This is a genomic window from Paenibacillus sp. SYP-B3998 (assembly GCF_010820665.1).
GTDB lineage: Bacteria > Bacillota > Bacilli > Paenibacillales > NBRC-103111 > Paenibacillus_E.
In genome coordinates this window covers 20,463-41,301 of sequence record NZ_JAAIKC010000022.1, presented here as the reverse complement: position 1 = coordinate 41,301, position 20,839 = coordinate 20,463, and the positions used below count along the sequence as shown (strand labels likewise).

The 20,839-nt window shown below is 42.0% G+C and carries 21 protein-coding genes and 1 pseudogene; 17 read left to right on the top strand and 5 right to left on the bottom strand.

Translation table 11 applies throughout. From position 1 onward, the window contains the following. Positions 1–186: 186 nt before the first annotated feature. Positions 187–1,101: a phosphotransferase gene (locus GK047_RS27815; RefSeq protein WP_163953846.1), complete on the top strand. Its 915-nt coding sequence runs from the start codon at positions 187–189 to the stop codon at positions 1,099–1,101. 374 nt (positions 1,102–1,475) lie between these two features. Here the strand turns inward: GK047_RS27815 and GK047_RS27810 are convergent, their stop codons facing one another. Together GK047_RS27810 and GK047_RS27805 are read right to left on the bottom strand one after the other, a co-directional pair. Then, entirely contained in the window at positions 1,476–2,126 is a 651-nt protein-coding gene (locus GK047_RS27810; RefSeq protein WP_163953864.1) for an acetate uptake transporter, read from the bottom strand. A gap of 633 nt (positions 2,127–2,759) precedes the next feature. Beyond that, on the bottom strand, positions 2,760–3,185 hold the full coding sequence (locus GK047_RS27805) for a hypothetical protein (RefSeq protein ID WP_205517015.1): 426 nt from the start codon (positions 3,183–3,185) through the stop codon (positions 2,760–2,762). A 386-nt stretch (positions 3,186–3,571) separates the two neighbouring features. Between GK047_RS27805 and GK047_RS27800 the strand changes: the two genes are divergently transcribed. From GK047_RS27800 to GK047_RS27785, 4 genes are all read left to right on the top strand, one after another. Continuing rightward, positions 3,572–6,664: an S-layer homology domain-containing protein gene (locus tag GK047_RS27800; RefSeq protein WP_163953845.1), complete on the top strand. Its 3,093-nt coding sequence runs from the start codon at positions 3,572–3,574 to the stop codon at positions 6,662–6,664. Positions 6,665–7,100: 436 nt separating this feature from the next. After that, positions 7,101–7,520 carry a LysM peptidoglycan-binding domain-containing protein gene (locus tag GK047_RS27795; RefSeq protein ID WP_163953843.1) on the top strand — a complete coding sequence of 140 codons (420 nt, stop codon included), beginning with the start codon at positions 7,101–7,103 and terminating at the stop codon, positions 7,518–7,520. A gap of 339 nt (positions 7,521–7,859) precedes the next feature. Continuing rightward, the gene (locus tag GK047_RS27790; protein ID WP_163953841.1) at positions 7,860–9,284 is read left to right on the top strand and encodes a PQQ-dependent sugar dehydrogenase; all 1,425 of its coding nucleotides are present in this window, start codon (positions 7,860–7,862) and stop codon (positions 9,282–9,284) included. A 249-nt stretch (positions 9,285–9,533) separates the two neighbouring features. Beyond that, positions 9,534–9,860 (top strand): contact-dependent growth inhibition system immunity protein, encoded by a 327-nt coding sequence (locus GK047_RS27785; RefSeq protein ID WP_163953840.1) that lies wholly within the window; start codon positions 9,534–9,536, stop codon positions 9,858–9,860. 160 nt (positions 9,861–10,020) lie between these two features. On the opposite strand, the gene GK047_RS27780 is transcribed toward GK047_RS27785, so the two are convergent. Beyond that, complete coding sequence (locus GK047_RS27780) at positions 10,021–10,356, bottom strand: nuclear transport factor 2 family protein (protein WP_163953838.1); 336 nt, start codon at positions 10,354–10,356, stop codon at positions 10,021–10,023. Between the two features lie 544 nt (positions 10,357–10,900). On the opposite strand from GK047_RS27780, the gene GK047_RS27775 reads away from it, so the two are divergent. Further along, positions 10,901–11,266: a stalk domain-containing protein gene (locus GK047_RS27775; protein ID WP_163953836.1), complete on the top strand. Its 366-nt coding sequence runs from the start codon at positions 10,901–10,903 to the stop codon at positions 11,264–11,266. A gap of 44 nt (positions 11,267–11,310) precedes the next feature. Here the strand turns inward: GK047_RS27775 and GK047_RS27770 are convergent, their stop codons facing one another. Then, entirely contained in the window at positions 11,311–11,658 is a 348-nt protein-coding gene (locus tag GK047_RS27770; protein ID WP_047685110.1) for a VOC family protein, read from the bottom strand. Between the two features lie 218 nt (positions 11,659–11,876). Between GK047_RS27770 and GK047_RS29945 the strand changes: the two genes are divergently transcribed. The 5 genes from GK047_RS29945 (at position 11,877) to GK047_RS27745 (ending at position 15,854) form a co-directional block, all read left to right on the top strand. Beyond that, positions 11,877–12,437: a PadR family transcriptional regulator gene (locus GK047_RS29945; protein WP_163953834.1), complete on the top strand. Its 561-nt coding sequence runs from the start codon at positions 11,877–11,879 to the stop codon at positions 12,435–12,437. Then, positions 12,434–12,793 carry a DUF4180 domain-containing protein gene (locus GK047_RS29940; protein WP_163953832.1) on the top strand — a complete coding sequence of 120 codons (360 nt, stop codon included), beginning with the start codon at positions 12,434–12,436 and terminating at the stop codon, positions 12,791–12,793. The genes GK047_RS29945 and GK047_RS29940 overlap by 4 nt, the downstream gene beginning before the upstream one ends. Before the next feature lie 18 nt (positions 12,794–12,811). Then, positions 12,812–13,672 (top strand): alpha/beta fold hydrolase, encoded by an 861-nt coding sequence (locus tag GK047_RS27755; protein WP_163953829.1) that lies wholly within the window; start codon positions 12,812–12,814, stop codon positions 13,670–13,672. 638 nt (positions 13,673–14,310) lie between these two features. Beyond that, a complete protein-coding gene (locus tag GK047_RS27750; protein WP_163953828.1) occupies positions 14,311–14,601 on the top strand; it encodes an NADH:ubiquinone oxidoreductase in 291 nt (96 codons plus the stop codon). 14 nt (positions 14,602–14,615) lie between these two features. After that, complete coding sequence (locus GK047_RS27745) at positions 14,616–15,854, top strand: peptidoglycan-binding protein (protein ID WP_163953826.1); 1,239 nt, start codon at positions 14,616–14,618, stop codon at positions 15,852–15,854. Here GK047_RS27745 and GK047_RS27740 read toward each other — a convergent pair. Then, a complete protein-coding gene (locus tag GK047_RS27740) occupies positions 15,837–16,202 on the bottom strand; it encodes a hypothetical protein (protein ID WP_163953824.1) in 366 nt (121 codons plus the stop codon). The genes GK047_RS27745 and GK047_RS27740 overlap by 18 nt on opposite strands. Between GK047_RS27740 and GK047_RS27735 the strand changes: the two genes are divergently transcribed. The 6 genes and pseudogenes from GK047_RS27735 (at position 16,146) to GK047_RS29930 (ending at position 20,713) form a co-directional block, all read left to right on the top strand. Beyond that, positions 16,146–16,304 carry an S-layer homology domain-containing protein gene (locus GK047_RS27735; protein ID WP_163953863.1) on the top strand — a complete coding sequence of 53 codons (159 nt, stop codon included), beginning with the start codon at positions 16,146–16,148 and terminating at the stop codon, positions 16,302–16,304. The two genes, GK047_RS27740 and GK047_RS27735, sit on opposite strands and share 57 nt — an antisense overlap. Before the next feature lie 145 nt (positions 16,305–16,449). Continuing rightward, a pseudogene (locus GK047_RS27730) lies at positions 16,450–16,905 on the top strand (transposase); the annotation flags it as partial. Positions 16,906–17,813: 908 nt separating this feature from the next. After that, positions 17,814–18,674, top strand: a complete 861-nt coding sequence (locus tag GK047_RS27725) for a PBB family alpha/beta fold macrolide esterase (RefSeq protein ID WP_163953822.1) — start codon at positions 17,814–17,816, stop codon at positions 18,672–18,674. Positions 18,675–19,330: 656 nt separating this feature from the next. Then, complete coding sequence (ltrA, locus tag GK047_RS29935; protein ID WP_346010399.1) at positions 19,331–20,122, top strand: group II intron reverse transcriptase/maturase; 792 nt, start codon at positions 19,331–19,333, stop codon at positions 20,120–20,122. Further along, entirely contained in the window at positions 20,049–20,354 is a 306-nt protein-coding gene (locus GK047_RS30255) for a reverse transcriptase domain-containing protein (protein WP_346010400.1), read from the top strand. The genes ltrA and GK047_RS30255 overlap by 74 nt, the downstream gene beginning before the upstream one ends. Then, the gene (locus GK047_RS29930) at positions 20,351–20,713 is read left to right on the top strand and encodes a group II intron maturase-specific domain-containing protein (protein WP_240344320.1); all 363 of its coding nucleotides are present in this window, start codon (positions 20,351–20,353) and stop codon (positions 20,711–20,713) included. Before GK047_RS30255 ends, GK047_RS29930 begins: the two co-directional genes overlap by 4 nt. Positions 20,714–20,839 lie beyond the last annotated feature (126 nt).

The following is a 20,839-nucleotide window of genomic DNA, read 5'->3' as shown; positions in this document are numbered from 1 at the left end:
TAGAAAATGACCCCTCGAAAAGGGGTCTTGACCTAGATCACGAATATAATATATGTACCAAATATTGCTTGAACCGGGTTTAAGCTAACAGGCAGGATAATAGTGATTAAATCCATGGTATGATGTGGTAAATGGGTCAAGGTCAGGAGAGTAGATTTTTATTTTACAAGGGAGTCGAAAAAGGATATGGGAAGTTCGAATCAATGGGATGCAGAATGGGAAGTATCAGAAAAATTAGCGCATAAATTAATAAGCAATCAGTTCCCACAGTTAGCTTCAAAAAGCGTACAAAAACTAGGTTATGGCTGGGATAACACGGTTTATCTTGTTGGGACCGAGTATGTATTTCGATTTCCAAGAAGAGAAGTTGCAATTAATTCTTTAAGGATGGAAGGAAAGATACTGCCTAAACTTAAAGACTATTTTTCCATTGCATATTCGATACCGTTATTTTTTGGGGTAGGGGATTATGGTTATCCAGCACCCTTCCTAGGCTACCCCTATTTATCAGGAGAGTTTCCAATCGGATTAACTGACAAGCAACGTGCGCTTTCAGCATCAACGCTCGCGATATTTCTAAAAAGCTTACATACATTCCCTTTGCAAATCGCCCAAGAAAATGGAGTTCAACATGATCATAGAAATCTGACTGATATTGCGATGCGTAAAGAAAAGATGCATAAATTCCTTTCCGACATTGCCCTTCATTTTAGTGAAGAAGAGTATCATGCTTTATCGAATTATTTGGAACAACTTAAAATTGAAAAAGTGAAGCAAAAGTATGCATTCCTTCATGGCGACCTTCATTTTAAAAATATGCTGGTAGATGAGAATGGAAAAGTTTCAGGCATTATCGACTGGGGAGATATCAACATAGGACATCCTGCTTGTGACCTGAATGTTGTGTATAGCTTTTTACCTCCGGATGCGCGTTCAAACTTTTTCAAAGAATATGGAGAAGTTGATGAAGAAACAAAGATATTAGCTCGATTGATTGCCATATATATCCCCATTTTAATCATGATACAGGCAATTGATCATAATGATGAGAGGTTAATTGATGAAGCAAAGGCGAACATAAAACGTGCTCTCGCTGATTAAGATATGTCATTGCACTAACGGGAAACTATAGTTGAAGAAACGAACTCAAAGGGGGCCATCCGAGAAGGATGGCCTTAAAACTTGCCGTTACAGACAGCGCGGAGAACCGTATCATAAGTAACGGCAAGTTTTTTGGAGAGAAACGTACATGGGGTTGGGATAGGCCAATTATCCCCAGAACGTCAGAACAAGAACTCTTTTACGGGATTTTTTGGTTATAAGGGCAACGGTGAAGAAAAAAGAGCGAGTATTGGTGGAAATCTCACCAATACTCGCTCTTTATGAGATGATTTTTTGCAAATCGCTACTGTCACTGCTGGTTAAAACTACTTTTCGGACAGCTCCTTTTAGTTGTTGAGGTCGTATCGAACGGATTAGTGATGAAGGACTTCCTTAGCAGATGAGGTCGTTTTTTTTCTCATAATTCCGAACGGTTTACCTACCGGTAATATGACATATCCGAGGTGCGCGTTCAGCACGGCAGCGCCCGAACCATAGAACGATAACAGAGCGATGAGCAGTTCGGCCACAGCTGCTATATTGTGGTTCAGCTCGGTCGCAATTTCTAATGTGCTGAGAGTTAAGCCGAAGAACAGAAAATCGATCAATACGAAAATCGTAAAAAGCACCTTGTTCGTCTCCAGCGCTCCGATAGTCATGAAGAGCGTGAAGATCAAATAGCCGGCATATGCGATAGCCAATTGCTTCGGATCGGCAGCGGAGGCGAGCTGAGCTCCAAAAATACCGGCTTTAATCATCCAGCACGCGGCCACGGAAAACCAGAAAAAAGCATATGCGCCGAAAGCGGTTGTGCCGAATACGTTGTTACGTTTGGAATCATTGATGCAGGCGAACAGTTGGGCGAAGGCTCCCAGAAAAATAGCCCATGGGATGAGGTAGCTAACCCCTGAGGTTATCCCTAATTTTTGTGATGATGCGACCAAGGTCACTATTGCAAGACCAAATAGTCCGATAGCGGACGGATCGGCGTTCGTAATTTTGACAGTTTGCGATTGTTGTTGCATGAAACTCTCTGCCCCCAATGTCGTAGATGTAGGTCGCACCGAAAATTGTACGACTAGACAATCATACAATATTCTGCATCCAAGTGGGAGTGATTTATCTCACTGGCTCTGGGTTAATATGGTATCGAATTTTGGATATACTTTATTATCCCGAGCACTGAGTCGGTTGTTACTGCCAAATGGGGGGATCTTTAAAACTTGCCGTTATAAACAGCGAGGTGAACTATACCATAAGTCATTGAACTAGCGTGACACGAAGTTGGAGGAGCTTGCCGCGTGGCAGAACTGCCCTCAGTTTCGATGCAATTACAAAGGATTACTTTTTATCTAAAATCGGAGAAATAAAGTCTAGCGGTAGTAGTATTTAGGAAAGTTTAAATCTGAACGACCTTAGGGGCAAAAAGTAAAGAAAGTGCATATATTATGCTAGAAGCATGCGGAATTAGCAGAGAAGAAGTAGTATCACTAAGAAACTCAGTTCACGATTACGCTGATGAGCTAAAAATAAACGAGGAACGATTGCTCAAATAAATACGAAGTAATTAGGGACAATGTTTGTGTCGTTTACCGCGTAAATCGCGGTTTTTTTGCGTTATGGGATAAAGTTCTTGTCACGGCCAATTGACAGGAACTTTATCCCATTCCCGATTTTGACAAGAACATTATCTCATTCCCGACGGAGGTATTCTGAAAGTAAAGAAGTAAATTAATGAGCAGCTCGAGCGAGATTAAATGACTCGGAAAAGCAGTCTTCTTGAAGGGATTTCGCTTAGCCGCTGCTATTAGTATCTGTGTCTTCTCTAGCGACCATCTGTTAGTGATGACATGCCCAACAAGCCGCAGAATTTTTGCTGTAACGGTTTCTTGTGACATTGCTAGCACCGATTGGGATGTTGGATATAGAGCCAGGAAACGAAGAGACACCTTCGAATAAAGGTCGCCAAACACGTCACGATACTCTGAGAAAACCTGATCCAGTACAGCCTGGAATTGTAGCTTTGCCTGAACATACATCCCGGTCAATGACTCATATTGGCGTGTCAGGTAACGCAGATTCATTAGATACTGACCACGTTTTTTGTAATGCTCAAGCTCTTAATTCCCCCAACTGGTACGAGTCACCTACATCCGTTTTTACCTTATAGGGACATCATTCAAACTATCAGAATAGGACAGAAGACTACACTGATAAAATAATTGAATTGACAAGAAATTTGTTTTATTGCTACTATAAGCAGTATTACTTAATTGATAATGAATATCATTATCGTAAATGAAAGCTATTTAAAGAGAAATCATTCTCTCTTTTTTTTGAGAATGTCGAGAATGATCATCTTTATCAATCAATCGAGCCATTTTGAGAGGAGATGTGAGCAACAAGGCTCAGGTTTGACCGCTACAGATTGATTTATGACAACAAGAATAGTGAAAAGGAAAGTGAGACAATGAAGAAAAGCAAGTCATTATTTTTGAAATGTGTTTTATCAGCTACTGTGATGGGGTCCGCGTTGTTCGTCGGATATGGAGAGAAGACGTTCGCTTCTCCTGTGTTTAGTCAATGGGGAGAAGATGGCGAGGAAGTGGGGCAATTTAGTTTTCCCCAAGGGATGGCGATTGATCAAGCAGGAAATCTTTACGTAGCGGATACAATGAACAGCCGTGTGCAGAAATTCACATCAAATGGGAAGTTTATCCAAGCATGGGATATTGACGGAATGATCTTCGGAATGCCACGGGCGATTGCGGTTGATCGTAGTGGGCTTGTCTATGTAAATAATGGGCAAGGCAACATTCGGGTATTTCAGCCAGACGGCATCGAACTGAGGCATTGGGATGATACTAATTTTCTAAATGCTGGTGTATTGGGGATGGCAGTCGATCAGGAAGGTAACGTCTATGTATCGAATGCCGGATTGCATCAGGTACGAAAATATGGTCCGATGGGACAAACTTTGCTCACATGGGGAGCGCATGGAACCGCACCCGGGCAATTCAATGCGCCGTCTGGCATCGCGATCGATCGCAATGGCACCATTTTTATCGCTGACCCGGGCAACTTTCGTATCCAGAAATTCGATGCCATGGGTCAATATCTTGGACAATGGGGAGAGGGGGAAAGCGCCGAACCCGGGAAATTCAGTTTTCCACAAGCGCTCACCTTTGATCAGTACGGAAATCTGCATGTAATGGAGACCAAGAATTATCGAATACAAGTGCTTGATCCGTACGGGAAATCAATCAGGATGTGGGGCAAGGAAGGCTCAGCTCCTGGAGAATTTGAGGTTACATTCGGTGTTGCCGCCGACAATGCCGGAAATATCTATGTAGATGATTCCATGCTGCGCCGTGTGCAAAAATTTTCACTCACCTTGGACAGCCCGCAAATTGTGACAACTGCAGACCAGGCGACCGTCACATGGCCTGAGGTAGAGGGGGCAACCGATCTCGAGCTTGAATGGTCGCAAGACGGAAAAATCTGGAGCAAAAAAGCCTTGACTGCCAATGAAACGCGGACAACGATTTATCCATTGACAGGCAATACACACTATCAGTTCCGCCTGAGCGCCAATTTTGCTACAGGCTACAGAATGGCCTCTAATCTGGTGGAAGCGGTAAGTTTGACGGCAGATTTGACGGTTACGACGAGCAGCCCGACGGGCGCAGGCACGGACGGGAAGACGAAGGTGAGCGTTAAGGAAACGGCTGGAGAGGGAAACACGTTCAAGTACAAAAACTTTAAGAGCGCAGAGGTGAAGGCGCCGAGCGTGGGAGGCAGCATCGGAACGGACTACGCCGCTCTGCTTACAGACGGCCTTGTTGCGGCGGCGAGCGGCGATAACATCGCCGTCGTGGAAGTGGACGCCGGTGGGAAAATGGTGCGATTCGGCCAGGCGAAGGCGATGGTGGCAGGCGGGTCATCGGGAGAATGGGGAGCCCCAACGAATCTGACGGCAATCGCTGGCAAGAACCAAGTGGCGTTAAAGTGGGATAGTGTAACGGGAGCTACCTATTACAATATCTATCAAAAAGCGGAAACTGGGTTGTACGACGTTCTCCCGACAGCAACGGTTACAGGGATAACCTATACCGTCACAGGTCTGACCAACGGCACGACCTATTACTTCGCTGTCCAGGCAGGCAAAGCGGATGGAGTCAGCGCCAATTCCAATGAAGTGAGCGCAACGCCGAAAGGGGACTCATCGAAACCATCCAATCCTTCTTCCGGTTCGTCCGGTTCGTCCGGTTCGCCCGGCCCCGAAACGTCAATCGGGTTCAAAATGATCGTAGACGGCAAAGAGTATGATCAGATTGCGACAGGCGTTACGACGAAGGAGAACGGGAAAACGGTGCTAACCGCGAAGGTGGACGCAGCCAAGCTGGCGGCGCAGCTCATACAACTGGGAGACAAGCCGGTCGTGATTATTCCGGTTGCGTCGACGAGCGCGGATAAAGTGTCCGTGGTATTGACCGGGGATGCGGTGAAAGCGCTGGAAAACAAGCAGGCGGTATTGGTAGTGCAAACGTCTAACGGGAATTACAAGCTTCCGGCGTCGCAGATTGCGATCGACCGCTTATCGGCGCAACTGGGCGAGCAAGTGAAGCTGTCGGATATCGTATTGCAAGTGGACATTGCGAAAAGCGACGATGCGCAGGTTAAGCTTATTGAAAAAGCGACGGAAAAAGGAAAGTTCAGCGTTGCGCTACCGCCGATCAACTTCACGGTGAACGCTTCGTACAACGGCAAGAAAGTGGACGTGGACAAGTTCAGCGCGTATGTTCAGCGGGAAATACCGCTGCCAAGCGGCATGAATGCAAGCAAGGTGACAACGGCAACCGTTCTGGAGGCAGACGGCACCGTGTATCATGTACCGACCTACCTTACAGCTCGGGACGGGAAGTATTACGCGGTCGTAAGTAGTTTGACGAACAGCACGTACACGCTGATCTGGCATCCGATGACGTTTGCGGATGTAGAGAGTCATTGGTCCAAGGACGCAGTGAACGATATGGCGTCGCGGATGATCGTGAACGGAACGGATGAGACGCGTTATAGTCCGGATAAGGCGATTACGCGTGCGGAATTCGCGGCGATCCTAGTACGGTCGTTGGGACTTTCGGCCAACGGGAAAACCGCAGCGTTCGGCGATGTAGCGTCCGGCACCTGGTACACCGGGGCGGTGGCGAAAGCGCTGGAGTACGGTATTGTTAATGGCTACGAGGACGGAACGTTCCGTCCGTCGAAGACGATCACGCGCACGGAAGCAATGGTGATGATCGAGCGTGCAATGAAGCTGACGGGACTAGAGATCGGCGTCAGCGCCTCGGAAGCGGAATCCCTGCTTGCTCCGTTCGAAGATGCGTCGAAAGTAGACGCATGGGCGAGGCAAGCGGTGGGGGCAATGGTGAAGACCGGATTGGTGAAGGGCTCCGAGACGGGTCTGAATCCGGCGAGTGACATCACCCGTGCGGAGACTGCGGCCATTGTGCAACGAATGCTGGAAAAGGCCAAGCTGATCGATAACGGAAATACCAAATAAAGGAGAAAGCGACTCTCCCGTCTTGATGAGGACGGCGAGGGTCGCTTTTTTGCTATGTTTTTGGATGAGGAATTCGGGAAATTACATGGATTAAGTCGTTAGATGTACATCGACACAAAACTCCCCTGATAGGAATCCTTATAAAATAATAGTCATCCGACAACACATGACATGAACATGACATTAATTTCGGGTGACAAGAACATTATCTCATTCCCGACGGAGGTATTATGAAAGTTACAGGAACGATGCGGGAATTTTGGTATTATATAGTGGAGAAGACATGAAGTTTTTCACGGAAGAAGGTATTGATTCCCTCAAAAAAAGAACGAGAATTCCCATCCATTTCTCACCCATATTTAATTTGATTGTCACATTTCACATCTAAAGCAATATCCTATATAGTCAAATGACTATTTTATTAGGAGGTTTTTTTATGGATCGCGGTTTTTTTCCAGTCGGTGGTTTTGGCCGACCCTTCTTTCGACCATTTCCCCATCCCTTTTTTCCTAACCGTTTCTTGTTCCCATTCTTCTCCTTTACCCCATTCTTCTTTCCCTTCTTTAGAGACGGAGAATCGGATGACATGTTCTTCGGGCAGCACCAAGTCCAATCTGGGGACACGTTAGCTTCAATAGGACACAAATATAACATTCCGCATACCATTCTAGAGGAAGCTAACTCGCATCTTAACCCAAACCAATTGAGACTTGGGGAAACGGTCAATATCCCTCGTATCTCAAATATGATGTGTCAAAAGAGTTATTCGGAAATGCCAGCAACTGCAACTCCGAATATGCCTCAGCCGCGGGTAAATTGGCAATATCAAGAACATTCTCCGAATCCCTATTTGTGATAAGAAAATGATCCTATAACAGGTAGCATTACAATGTGATGAAATCCTGCGAATAACTGAGTTTACGTGAGTTAAACCCTTAAAATGAGGGAAGAAGAACATAAGAACATATAGTTGAATAAAACAAGGAGCAGTTATTGCCTGCGGCAACTGCTCCTTGTTTTTATTAAGCTAAAGGCAGATTAGATTAGCGTAATATTCTTCCTTGTAGTCGTATCATAGCTTCGCTTGTTATACGAGATCATTGTCCCCAACCATTCCAAACCTAATTTGGTACTAATAGAACAGTTCTAACCATATTCTTATAAATGAAAACAATAAGAAGGGGTGTAAAGTTAATTGATAAAAGTTAAGGTTAGTTTACGGCCCATTGTAAGTAAGATAAATTTACCAACTGTTATGAAAACAACTATACTTCCGGGTGACTCAATTGAAAGATTATTTCTTGCAACCCAGGTAGGAGAGATCTTTTACATAGGGAACGGGGTTATAAGGACTTTTTTAGATATTCGTCCACGAATCATAAAACTAGGTGTCTCTAGTGGTGGATATGATGAACGGGGATTACTAGGGCTAGCATTTCATCCCGAATTTTATTATAACGGTCTGTTTTATCTCCATTATTCAGTAGCTGGAACCCAAGGTCCAGGCGCTCTTCCAGGTGCTTTTGAATCTTTTAAGCCTAACCCGTGTGATTCTAGAACCTTAAACCTAAAGTGGATAAATAGAGAAATTCAATATGATCATATTGATACAGTTGAAGAATGGACTCTACAATCGAATGGTCAACCTCAAAAACGGCGGACATTACTTAATATAAGAAGACCATTTTTAAATCATAATGGTGTCAATAGCTTAAACTTTTCACCTGAAACAGGAAAACTTGTTTTAACAACCGGAGATGGCGGATCAGGCTATGATCCATTTAATTTAAGTCAAGATGAAATGGAAATCGCAGGTAAAATAATTGAAATTGATGTCGTTAAGAATACATTTATCGATAGTCCGCCCGTAGTTACACGTTTTAATGAGCTACCCGTACCTATTCAGGAAACGCTTACGGTAATTGCCAAAGGAGTTCGCAATATACCAGGCATTTCATTTCAAAGGTTTTATAATCAGTATATCAAATACGTAGGAATTGTCGGACAGGATCTCGTAGAGTCGATTTTTTCATTCATTCATTATAAACCAATACCGGTTACTCAGCTTATTCAAGCTTTTTTAATGAATTCTGAACCTGACCAAGAAGGAATTATTAACTTTGGCTGGCGAGGGTGGGAAGGCGCTTTTCCTACTTCGATAATAACAGGCTGCTCTGCAAATCCGGCTTTGGATGAGAAAACAATTGCTTATTACGATGAAGCAGTAAAAACTTCAGTGCAGCGTCTTCAGCCTCTAACTAGTTATTTTCATAAAGATCCCCGAACCGATAAGTTTGGAGCAACTGCACTTACAGGAGTCCAGCCATATATGGGAAATGGAATCCCCGATTTAACGGGAAACGTTGTGTTTACCGATCTAGCTCGGGCTAAAGAATCTCAACTTCCGGTTAGAGGGGTTTTAGCTTATACCAGGGTAAGAACGGATTGTAAACTAAATGATTTTAGTGTTATTGAAACTGATTATAATTTTGGGCCTCAATCAGCTTATTATGTTAGTTTGGGAACGAATCTGAACCAATCCAGACTATATTTAGGGGTTTATGGCTCTATGAAAGTAACTGATTTTAACCTAGGTACTGTTTTTGAAATTGTTCCGTAATTTATAACCATAAAATTCGACTTAATAATCCGCATTCGGCACATGCCATGCCTATCCATTCGTATCATCTGTTTCTCCTTGGGACTCTCGATCCTCTCCAAAGCATCCTTCACCCTCTCCAGCCAATCCATTTTTATCTTGACAATGGATTTCAAAGTGGGTCGGTATTTTTCGATCCAAGTCATATAAAGGGGGCAAGGATAATGGCGATATGAACGATAAAGAAATGGAAAAAACGGAAAGGTCTACATGGTAAATTTCGATAATTTCCAAGATCATAATGTCTTAGAAGATTTGGATTCAGAATGCAAATTAATTTTATTTTTTGGGAATTTCCACCAAGATATGGGCTCTGTTGAAGAGGCTTTAGGTTCATACCTTAACAAACAAAGTGAGAAATGGATTAAAATCACTTACGATTGTTGTATTGAGTTTTTAAATGACCATACAAAGACACAAACTGACAAAGAACTCTTTGTAATGGATAATACTCAAATCTATTTTCATTACATTGAAATGACCCCATTAGAATGGATCGAGTATGTAACTCATCGTATTGAAGAACGTCTTAAATAAAATTTTCATTGCACTGTTAAATTAAGCTAACGAGGAACGATAGTGCAACAGAGCGCTGCCATTATGGCAGCCTTTGCTCAATGGGCAGGATAGCAACCGAAGGGGAGCAATAGAGAAGAAGCATTGTATACATCTTCTCCACCTGTTTTTTTAATTTTCACTAATCACCTTTAAGAAACCAAACCGTTGTAATTAGATCATCCTTTATTTCATACATTGCAACTGCTTCTATAATGGCACCTTCTAATCTTCCAGTTATTTCTTCATGGTCTATTACATATTTTCCGTGAAATATTCTTTTATCAACAGTTGCTAACATATTAGGGTATGATTCGAACAATTTATGATAGCGCTCTCTCATGGCCTCTTGTCCTTCTATGGTAAGTGTATTAGGAAAATCATATATTTTAACATCTTCACTATAACATCCCATGAATAAGTCAATATTTTTATCGTTATATGCTTGTAATTGTCTTTGTACAACAGATTCTCTCATACTACTTCCCTCCATAAATAAAGATATTGTCAGTAGATAGTATATTAAAAATAGCCTCAAAATAGAAGAGTTATCTAAGAGTAGATAAATCAGTAAATGTTGTTAAACTCCATCGGGACTATGGAGAACGATAGTGAAGGAGCTTGCCTCGCAGCAGTTCTGTTTTGTTCATTCAAGTAACGGGCAGTAATGTGGGGTAATCGGTTTAACAAAAAAAAGTAATAATCTGTTTCTGGCGAATTATTTATTCACGATTAATTTTGTATTGTGAAGGTTCTGAATATGACGTTATATGAAAGATCGGCTAATAAACCACAGGAGTATTATTATGGCGATAAATTTTTTGCTATTGAAATGAATGTCATAATTATAACAATTCTGCTTAACGAATAAGAACACTTAGGCAACTCAATGATGCCGTACGAAGGCTAGCGCACTCGAGCATAACATTTCAATTTGATGACACTGATTCGGAACAAATGAATGATGAGTACGCTTAAGGCCCACGTCGGGCTTGAGTTTATTTAGAAGGGAGAAGTATACATTGAAAAAAATAGTGATTGGATTGGTTTTGGGTGCCGGTATTACCTGTTCTACGGCTGTATATGCATCTGATGCTATTCAAGCTATTAACTATAACGGACATGCCTATGTGCCCCTCCGCTTCGTAGCCGAAAGTATGAGAGCCCAAGTAGAGTTCAATGAGACTGAACAGCAAATGTCCATAAAGTACGGTACGCCAACAGAGCAGCTCAAATCGCGAATTGAGATGACTGCCCTCCAATTATTTGAAACGGCAGGGCGTGGGGATCTAAATGAAACTAATTTTAAGTTTTATACTGGAAAAAAATTAAACAGCGGTGGAGCAAGACTTGAAAAACAAGTCTTGCTCCACCGCTGTTGTCATTGAACTAACGTTCCACGTTAGCTCAATAGCAAATGAATTACAACTTGTTATTTCTCCCAAAGCTCGACCAGTCGACCTTCAGGATCTTCAATCCAAATAAACTTTCCAAATTCACTAATCTCTTTTTTCTTTGCAAGAGGTACACCAATATGTTCAAGATGCTTAATAGTCTCGTTTAGATTATGTACTTGGAAATTTAACATCACTTGTTGTTCTGTTGGAAAATAACTGTCATTCTCGGTAAAGAAAGAAAAGATAGTCTCATTTCCTAATTGGGGTTTTATCACAGTCCCATTCCAATTTTCTATTTCAATCTTCAACACTTCACTGTACCATTTTTTTATAACTTCAAGATTCTTAGTTCTCCAAAATATTCCTCCGAAGCCTTTTATCATCGTATCTAACTCCTGTCTGTCATCAAATTTTTAGCTATCCGATTTACATTAGATATTCGAGATTTAAATTTAAATTCCTTTTTCAACTATACTGCCCGTTAAGCTTAATGCTGTTCCTAGTTTGTCAGCTACCAGCATGTCAATTAAAGTTAATTAGATTGACCACCATAATAACATATGTTACTGTTAACCTATGTTATTTATAACGGGGTGTAATTATGTCAATCCAATTAGCAATATTAGGCATACTGAGTTGGAAGTCCTCAACAGGATATGAACTAAAAAAGATTTTTGAAGATTCCTCCTTCATGTATTGGTCCGGTAATAATAATCAAATTTACAAAGCTCTAATGAATATGGAAAATGAAGATTTTGTTACCAGTGAAGTGGTCCATCAGGATAGCTCTCCTTCAAAAAAAATATATACCATAACAGAAGAAGGACTTAAAGAACTAAAAAAATGGCTTGTGTCATCACCAGAAGCTCCTGAGATAAAAAAAACATTTTTGGTGCAGCTTGCATGGTCAGATATGTTAAGTAATCAAGAATTAAGTGAGGTACTCTCAAAATATGAAAATGAAATCAAACTGCAATTGATTATGCAGAATGAGAAATACAGACGTGCTCTTCATTCACCTAATAGAAGCACTAGGGAAAGCTTAATATGGGAAATGATTTCAGAAAACATTATTTCAACCTATAATAATGAACTTAATTGGGTCCGTGAAACCCGTCAGAAGTTGTTTGCAAATGAAGTTATGGAGGAAAAAGACAAATGAACTATCAAATTAGAGAAATAGAGAGTAAAAAATATATTGAACTCATTTCTACTACTGAACCTTTAAATACAGAGAATGATGCACTTGATCTAATATCTTTATGCTGGGAACATGAGACAAATGCGCTTATGATACACTATGCAGCCTTATCAGAAGACTTCTTCAAACTTAAAACCAAAGTAGCTGGTAATATTATTCAGAAATTTATAAACTATGGTATAAAAGCTGGTGCTATTATTCCTCAGGAGACAATTGAAAAAGGCAGATTTAAAGAAATGGCTATGGAAACGAACACAGGCAATCATTTTAGATTGTATGAAAGTAAAGAAGAAGCTGAAAAATGGCTTCTGAAATAGAAAGATAGGCGAGATATAATGGGAAATATATATAAGTCAGAAGTAGGCAAACAAGAAGTTTTAGGACAGTACCGAAAAATACTCGCTAGCTGGCCAGTGGAAAACCACCAATACGAAGTTGAGACGAGTCTTGGACCGACTTTTGTCATAGAGTCTGGATCAAAGGACAATCCCCCGCTGATCCTCCTGCATGGAAGCGTATCGAATTCTTTCACCTGGTACGGCGATGTAGTTTCTCTTTCTAAAACCTACAATGTCTTTGCAATCGACATTATTGGAGAAGCAGGATTATCAGCGGCAAGCCGACCAAGCTACGAAAGCGGTGCATATGCTCTATGGTTGAATGAAACAATAAATGCACTTAGATTAAGCACGTGTTCAATTGTAGCTATGTCATTAGGTGGCTGGATGGCATTGAGTTTCGCCACCACCTATCCGGATAAGGTTGATAATTTGGTTTTGCTTTGTCCCGGAGGGCTTGCACATGAAAAAGCCAGTTTCCTATGGAAAGCAATTTTTTTCTCACTACTTGGAAAATGGGGTCAGCTACAAACACTCAAATTAGTGGGTGGTAAGATTTCTTCATCATCGTTATCCGGATTGGGAGAAGGTCTTACATTCGCATCACTTACATTCAAATATTTCAAACCACGAACGGCAAAAATGCCACTAATTAGTGATCAGTCACTTTATCAATTAACTATGCCGATTTTAATGCTTTTTGGCGATTCTGATCAATTAATACCTGCAAGCAAGAGTATTAAGCGACTTAAACAATTTGCACAACAAGCTAGGATCGAGCTGCTGCCTGATACGGGCCACCTAATTGTCAACCAAGCAGATAGGATACTAAAATTCTTGAACCCTCAGGGCAGTTGATATGTTACCGCAAACAATTAGCCTGCAGGGGTAAACCCTATCTTCAACCAGGTCTTAAGACAACTATAAATAAGAATATTCGTGATGAGCAGGGGAAAATTCTACGTTTCCATTCTGTTGCATTTAAGCATAGATAGCAAGCATTTTGGTGACCTCTTCCCACAGCGGTGGAGGTTTTTTCATGCGAACATATACTCGGAGATATGAGTTCGCATATATACTCGAACATAGAGGAGCGAGGATTGGGTATTGTTAATTTAACTAATATGATCTACTACGATTATAAGCCTATTCAGAAGGAAATTGAGAAACGCAAGGTTACTTGTATTTAGTATGATCGATGTGTTGGTTATTGTATTATGGAACCCGTTCAAATACATGATGTACCTGTTCGAGCAACTCTCTCAGCTTCCGATCCAAAAGTTCCAGTGCTTGACAGCTTGCTGCCTTGGTCGCCTTCGCTGCCATTGACTTGCCGCATTTTTCAATTCCTGATTACAGCGTAGATATGCCCTCAAATTGATGAACAAGGTGGGGGGCTGTTTGAAGCGTACATTTCCAGAACATGCACCTATACAAATTTCAATGAATAGTATGTAAAAACAAAAATAATTAATTTAGAAAAGAGGAGAGCATCTATGTATCAAAATTCTTACGGATATCCAAATGTATATCATAATCAATATCTTGACTATCACTACAACAGAACCCCTGAATTTGCAAATAAAATCGGACAATTCTTTACGATTCCGCACCCCGTAACACTTTCAACTGGTTACACAATTCCAGCTAATACCCGCATTTTTATCCATAACGTTTCAATTACCAGTACAGGTGAGGAATTAGTCACGATAGTGGTTTCTATACTAAAAGGTGGGAGTTGGGTATCGGAGACGATTCGAGATATTCCTGCAAAACAATTAAGCTAAGGAAGTGAAAATTGATGTATGGCCATAATTTATATATAAGACAATCCGCTGGAAAACTAATCGTATTTCTATTTGAGGGAAACAAAGCCAAACCTGTTGTTGGAGCCTCGGTAACAATAACAGGGAATAATCAAAATATAACAATTCAAACCAATGAATCCGGTCAAACCCAAACAGTCACATTACCAGCTAAAGAACCTTACTCTATATATTCTGTTACTGTTTCAGCTCGTGGATACAACACTATAAAAATTGATGGTGTGCAAGTTGTCCCAAGTACTTCAGGCATACAAGAAATTCAAATGACTCCTCATAGAGGGGGTTATCGCCCTACAGAAGAATACACAATTCCCCCACATAAATTAGAGATGCCCGAACCTATAATACATGATGTAAATCCACTAACTATTCTAGAAAACCACTCACGTCCTGACGGTCCGCCTGCTATAGGGCTTTTAATACCTGAATATATTATCGTACACGATGGAGCACCCAAAGATAGATCTGCATCTAATTATAAAGTAAAATTTACAGATTATATCACAAAAGTAGCTTGTGGAGAAATTTATTCTAATTGGCATAAAGAAGCTTTAATCGCTAATATTCTTTGCATTATTTCTTTTACTTTAAATCGCCTATACACACAAACATATCAAGGATTTGATATTACATCAAGGATCCAATTTGACCATAAATACGCTCCTAGACAAACGATTTATGCAGAAATAGTAGAAGTAGTAGATACTATCTTTGATCAATATATTAAACATCCAAACCATGAATTAAAGCAACCATTTCTAACCGAATATCGAGCGTATGCAAGTCGTTGTAAGTTAGGTCAATACGAAAGCGAAAAACTTGCAAAACAAGGATCTAAGCATCTAGACATTCTTAAACATTTTTATGAACCATGTTATAAACCGATAGAAATTACAGCAGCTCCCGGTGTAATTTTCCAAGGTCGTCCCACTCCCCCTCCTGCAACCATCCTAAAAGAAGGCGCATCTGGTTCTGATGTGCGTGAAATTCAAGTCTATTTAGACGAGATATCCAAAAAATACAATCAAATACCTAAATTTCAATTAGACGGTAAATTCGGTAAAACAACGACAAAAGCCGTTGAAGCCTTTCAAAAAATTTTCACCATACCGCAAGATGGAATTGTAGACTTCCGAACTTGGTATAAAATGACGAGTATTTATTATTCTATTTTAGAATACAGGGATTCTTATGAATCAATCCCTAACTTTTAAGTTGCGGCTATAGGCAAGACTGCGCAATTTCGCATCCTTGGTATACCCGAGTAGGCGGCCTGCATGATGGCGAACTCGTGGTAGAGACCCTTGGGAAATTAACTGAAGCTTAACTTTTTTGGAACCGCTGTATGCGTTTACCCGCATGTACGGTGCTGTAAGAGGACAGGGGCTAGCCGCCAATGTTGTCAGGTTATGCCCGCTTAAGCCCCATCGTCTCGTTTTGGAATACCGATTAGCTTTACTTAGCTTCGCTCTTATGAATGTTCGACCTTTGATAACAGGCACAATATTTCGCTGCAGTTCTTCGATATTGACAACTCGTTCGCTAAAGACGCGATTGCTCAAGCGGCAAAAGCAGGTATCATGAACGGGGATGCAACGGGTAGCTTCAAGCCAGACGAGTCCTCCACACGTGCTGAAGCGTTGACGGTAGTCTTGAACGCTTGAACCTAAACCAACAAATCAAAGCAATGTTGGACCGGGTTGAACTAAGCCAATAGCAAGAAACCAAAAGAGTCAGGGGGTACTATTCCTCTGGCTCTTTCTACTTCTTGCTGTGGAAATTTTTATTTTGGGGTAATGTAATTAACCATTACGGGACGTAGAGCGTGTGATTGTTTCCGTACTTGAGCGTATTCCCTTCGCAAAGTCCATGCTTGCTGTCAAAGGAATTAGTCCCATTTCATCAGCTGGTATTCTTGGTGAGGCTGGGGATTTGAGCGGCTTTGTTCACGGAAATGCCTTGCTGCGTCATGTCGGTCTCAATCTAGCGGAAGCAAGTTCAGGAAAATGGGTGGGGCAAATGAAGATTAACAAGCGTGGCAGATAACGTCTTCGTCGCTACATCTTTATGATGACCATGAGTCTCGTGAGGAACAATCTAGAGTTTCAGGCGATTCATGCACACAATGTACAAGTAAAGAAGATGAAGAAGATGAGGTCCATCATGAAGTTATTTTGCAAACTAGCTCGAATTTTGGTCGGTATGGCACGCACTGGACAAGTTTACATCCCACATAAAGCTCTTCCCCTTCAGCAAGTGGCATAACCGAAATACCGTTTGGTTGCACGTAGATTGGCATATTCGCAGGATTTGAAAGAAAGTACGGAGTACCGGAGGTATTTAACCTAAGGGCACCGACCCGTAACGATAGCAAGACCGGCTTCCACCCCTTGGAAAGGGGTAACGAAGGAATGAGAGGGCAATGACCCGTTGAGACATGGGAGTGATACCCTCCAGGGGCGGCGTGGAGAATGCGTGTAGCACATGGGAATATATGGGTTATTTTCCTCGCCCTCTATTTAAGTGTGCATTCATGTTGCCAAGGTCTCTAACGGGGGCTCTCTTCCTAACTTTCTTCTCTTCTAACAACGGTGAAATCCTGCGAATAAGCGATGATGCGTGAGAAAACTGTATCGTAACGAGGGGGTTAAACATAAAGGGTTCTACATATTATACATGACTAATATGTGGAACCCTTTATTATATCGCACAGGAAGTTTAGTATTATACTAGTTGAGCTTTATGCAGTTAGCGCAAGGGTATCTTCCAATTGTTGACATAGAAATTCATCATGTGTTAGGATTACTTTAATTGATAAGGACGGAGGGGTTACGTGTGGCTAACTAATTTTTCGATATTTCCTTTACACAATGAATTAAATAGTGTTTTACGGCTATGTTGTGTAAATAGTAATCGAAGAATGGTTTGCCTACAAGGTAACCTAATTTAGTTATATGCGATTGGAGGTAGGGACAGCTCTACCCTCATTTCGTGTAGACTAAATTTATAGAAAATGTAATGAACCCTTTTGATTTATCTGGTGACGGGACTGCGAGTCCATCATAAGGTAATCATCATATTGCGTTCATTTCCAAATTCTTTTTTCGATTACTATATACACAGGCCAATAGCCTGTGTTTTTTTATTTTATATAAACATTGGAGTGATCTTACATGAACGAACGACTAATAAAAATAGATGGAATTGAAATATGCACTGAAAGTTTCGGGAAACAAGTAAATCCGGCAATATTATTGATTATGGGTGCCCAATCCTCAATGATTTGGTGGGAAGAAGAATTCTGTCGACGCTTGGCAGATGCTGGACGTTATGTAATTCGCTATGATAACCGCGATGTAGGACGTTCCACGACCTATGAACTTGGTCAACCGGGCTATACTTTCGAAGACATGGCAGATGATGCCATTCGAGTATTGGATGCTTATGAGATTGAGCAAGCGCATATCGTAGGCATGTCCATGGGCGGAATGCTGACTCAAATCATAGCTCTGCGGCATCCGGGGAGAGTTCGAACGATTACCCTCCTATCAACGTCCAATTTTGCTCCGGATCTCCCCCTGATGGAGGAAAGGATTATGGATTATTTCTCGAATGTGGGAGCAATAGATTGGACGAACGAACAAGCGGTTGTCGAATTCGCGATTGGTAGATCAAGAATTCTAGTAGGTTCAAAGCATTCTTTCGATGAAAAAAGAATTTATAATTTGGCTAAAGAAGAAGTGAAAAGAAGCCACAATATGGCTAGTATGAATAATCACGGCATGCTGGTAGGTGGAGAATCCTATCTAGTTAGGACGGGTGAAATAAAAGTTCCCGCTCTGGTTATACACGGTACTGAAGATCCGATTATCCCTTATGAACACGGAAAAAATCTTGTTAACGAAATATCGGCTGCGGTTTTACTGACATTGGAAGGTACTGGGCATGAGCTTCACTATGACGATTGGGATTTAATAATTGATTCTATTTCAAATCACACTTCGATACCAAATGAGAATGAGTTCAGTAACTAAAAACGATAGCTTCACAACAAAGATCAAGTAGGCCTGTTGTGCCAACGAAGAACGTTAGTTCAACAAAACAAGGAGCAGTTTGCCACGGCAGCTGCTCCTTGTTTTGTTAAGCTAAAGGGCAGTGCGCGCCTAGCCAAGCTAGGCACAACTTACTGATGCAAGTTCAGTCGGGGTAAGGTCCAAGCCGCCCCCGTAGCTAGCAGGCAGACGTCGGCGAAATCCGGCGGCTGAAGCCCTGTGAAAAGTCGCGATTTGCGCGATGAAGCAAATCTGCAGGCCGTAATGAAAATGAATCCTACCGCATCGTGAAAGTGAACCCGAAAGGGACAAGAGGGAGCCGAGCCACGACTGCCCCGGCGAAGGCCATGGAACGCGCGAAGAACTTGGAATGCAGCGCAGAAGAACCCTCCGGTGTAAAGGGAGCGGCATGCAGAGAAAGTTGTGTTTGGAACTAGGGAGACCCTCCCCCGCACGAAGTTTTTTTTTTCGTAACGAGCAAACCTATAAGCCCTAAAGGTGAAATGGTGAGCTGCGGGAAGGGAGTCGGAGGGGGCCATACTACCAACGATCCGGCGGACAACATAACCCCGGGGAGGGAAGGGCGCCGAAAGGCAATACCCCACTTCGTTTACGGGATATCAAGGAGGTAAGAGCAAGTGAATGCCGATTACACGGCTAACGCCACCAATGAAAACGCTCGACGACTCCAAAATACCCTCTATCTTGCGGCTAAGGAGAACCCAACGCGTAAGTTTCATGCGCTGTACGACAAAGTATTCCGGAAAGATATCCTGCAAGAAGCATGGACAAGAGTGAAAACCAATCGTGGAAGTGCTGGCATCGATGGACAATCAATCGAATTCATCCTTCGAGAGATTGGTGAAGAATTCTTCATCGAAGAGATCAGGCAACAGCTAATGAATGGGGAATACCGACCGTCTCCGGTCAAACGGAAAGAGATTCCGAAACCTGACGGAAAGACACGTCCCTTGGGCATTCCAACAGTCCGTGACCGGACTGTTCAGATGGCAACCAAACTGGTGATCGAAGGCATATTCGAAGCAGATTTTAAAGATTGCTCTTACGGATTTCGCCCCAAGCGGTCGGCTCACCAGGCTATAAAGAGCATCCGGGAAAGCATCAATTGGGGAGCCGCCGTCAACTGGGTGGTCGACGTAGATATTACTGGCTACTTCGATAATATCTCCCAAAGCAAGCTGATGAAACTGGTCGAAGAACGCATCTGCGACAGGCGCATTCTAAAGTTAATTAGACAGTGGCTTGAAGCAGGTGTAATGAAGGATGGCGTATGGCACAAAACGAAGATTGGAAGCCCACAAGGCGGTGTAATATCTCCTCTTCTGGCCAACATCTATCTCAACTACCTCGATACGATATGGGAAAAAACGGTTTTCTCATCTGGGCAAGTTAGTCAGGTATGCAGATGATCTTGTCATTCTCTGCCGGTACAAGCCGCAGGCACTCGAAGCTATTCATGTACTCAAGGCCATCTTCGGAAAACTAGAGTTAACCATGAACACGTCAAAATCAAAGTTAGTATGTCTATGGAAGAATCAGGATGGGTTTGACTTTCTTGGTTTTCACCACAGGAAGATGCCGCATCTCCATAAAAAAGGGTTATGTATAGACTTCGAAGCTTTCCATCGAAGAAAGCGATGAAGAAGATGCGCACTCGTTTGAAGGAAAAAACGGCATCCAGAGGCCGGTTAAACTGGTCGTTAAAATTGATGGTCGAGCTACTGAATCCTATGATCCAAGGATGGCGTAACTTCTACGCTCATCAGGATGTGGATCGAAGTATGGAAAACCGTTTCCTTACAAAAGTTGACTGGTACATTCTGAGGAGATTGAGACAGTTCTGGAATAACAAACACAGGAAGCGCAAGCGGAATTGGTCGGAGATGCATATTCTGCTTCAACGTACAGGAATGAAAACATTATGCACTTGGAAAAACCGTACTGCCCAAGATGAAGAACGTCGGAAAGCCGTATGCGGGAAAACTGCATGTACGGTTTGATGAGGAGGGGCTGGGCCCCCCAGTCCTTTACTCTACTTAGTTTAATAATGATACGTTGATGCGTATCTCACGTAGTGGTAAAACTGAGATTTGAGTTAAAGGTAGAAGCAGCAATGTTAAAAGTGA

Coding starts and splice junctions, on each gene's coding strand:
- GK047_RS29930 (WP_240344320.1), top strand. CDS start 20,351: ATGAAGAAGATGCGCACTCGTTTGAAGGAAAAAACGGCATCCAGAGGC.
- GK047_RS27725 (WP_163953822.1), top strand. CDS start 17,814: ATGAACGAACGACTAATAAAAATAGATGGAATTGAAATATGCACTGAA.
- GK047_RS27805 (WP_205517015.1), bottom strand. CDS start 3,185: ATGAATCTGCGTTACCTGACACGCCAATATGAGTCATTGACCGGGATG.
- GK047_RS27750 (WP_163953828.1), top strand. CDS start 14,311: ATGTATCAAAATTCTTACGGATATCCAAATGTATATCATAATCAATAT.
- GK047_RS27745 (WP_163953826.1), top strand. CDS start 14,616: ATGTATGGCCATAATTTATATATAAGACAATCCGCTGGAAAACTAATC.
- GK047_RS27815 (WP_163953846.1), top strand. CDS start 187: ATGGGAAGTTCGAATCAATGGGATGCAGAATGGGAAGTATCAGAAAAA.
- GK047_RS27785 (WP_163953840.1), top strand. CDS start 9,534: ATGGTAAATTTCGATAATTTCCAAGATCATAATGTCTTAGAAGATTTG.
- GK047_RS27755 (WP_163953829.1), top strand. CDS start 12,812: ATGGGAAATATATATAAGTCAGAAGTAGGCAAACAAGAAGTTTTAGGA.
- GK047_RS27780 (WP_163953838.1), bottom strand. CDS start 10,356: ATGAGAGAATCTGTTGTACAAAGACAATTACAAGCATATAACGATAAA.
- GK047_RS27810 (WP_163953864.1), bottom strand. CDS start 2,126: ATGCAACAACAATCGCAAACTGTCAAAATTACGAACGCCGATCCGTCC.
- GK047_RS27770 (WP_047685110.1), bottom strand. CDS start 11,658: ATGATAAAAGGCTTCGGAGGAATATTTTGGAGAACTAAGAATCTTGAA.
- GK047_RS29945 (WP_163953834.1), top strand. CDS start 11,877: ATGTCAATCCAATTAGCAATATTAGGCATACTGAGTTGGAAGTCCTCA.
- GK047_RS27795 (WP_163953843.1), top strand. CDS start 7,101: ATGGATCGCGGTTTTTTTCCAGTCGGTGGTTTTGGCCGACCCTTCTTT.
- GK047_RS27800 (WP_163953845.1), top strand. CDS start 3,572: ATGAAGAAAAGCAAGTCATTATTTTTGAAATGTGTTTTATCAGCTACT.
- GK047_RS29940 (WP_163953832.1), top strand. CDS start 12,434: ATGAACTATCAAATTAGAGAAATAGAGAGTAAAAAATATATTGAACTC.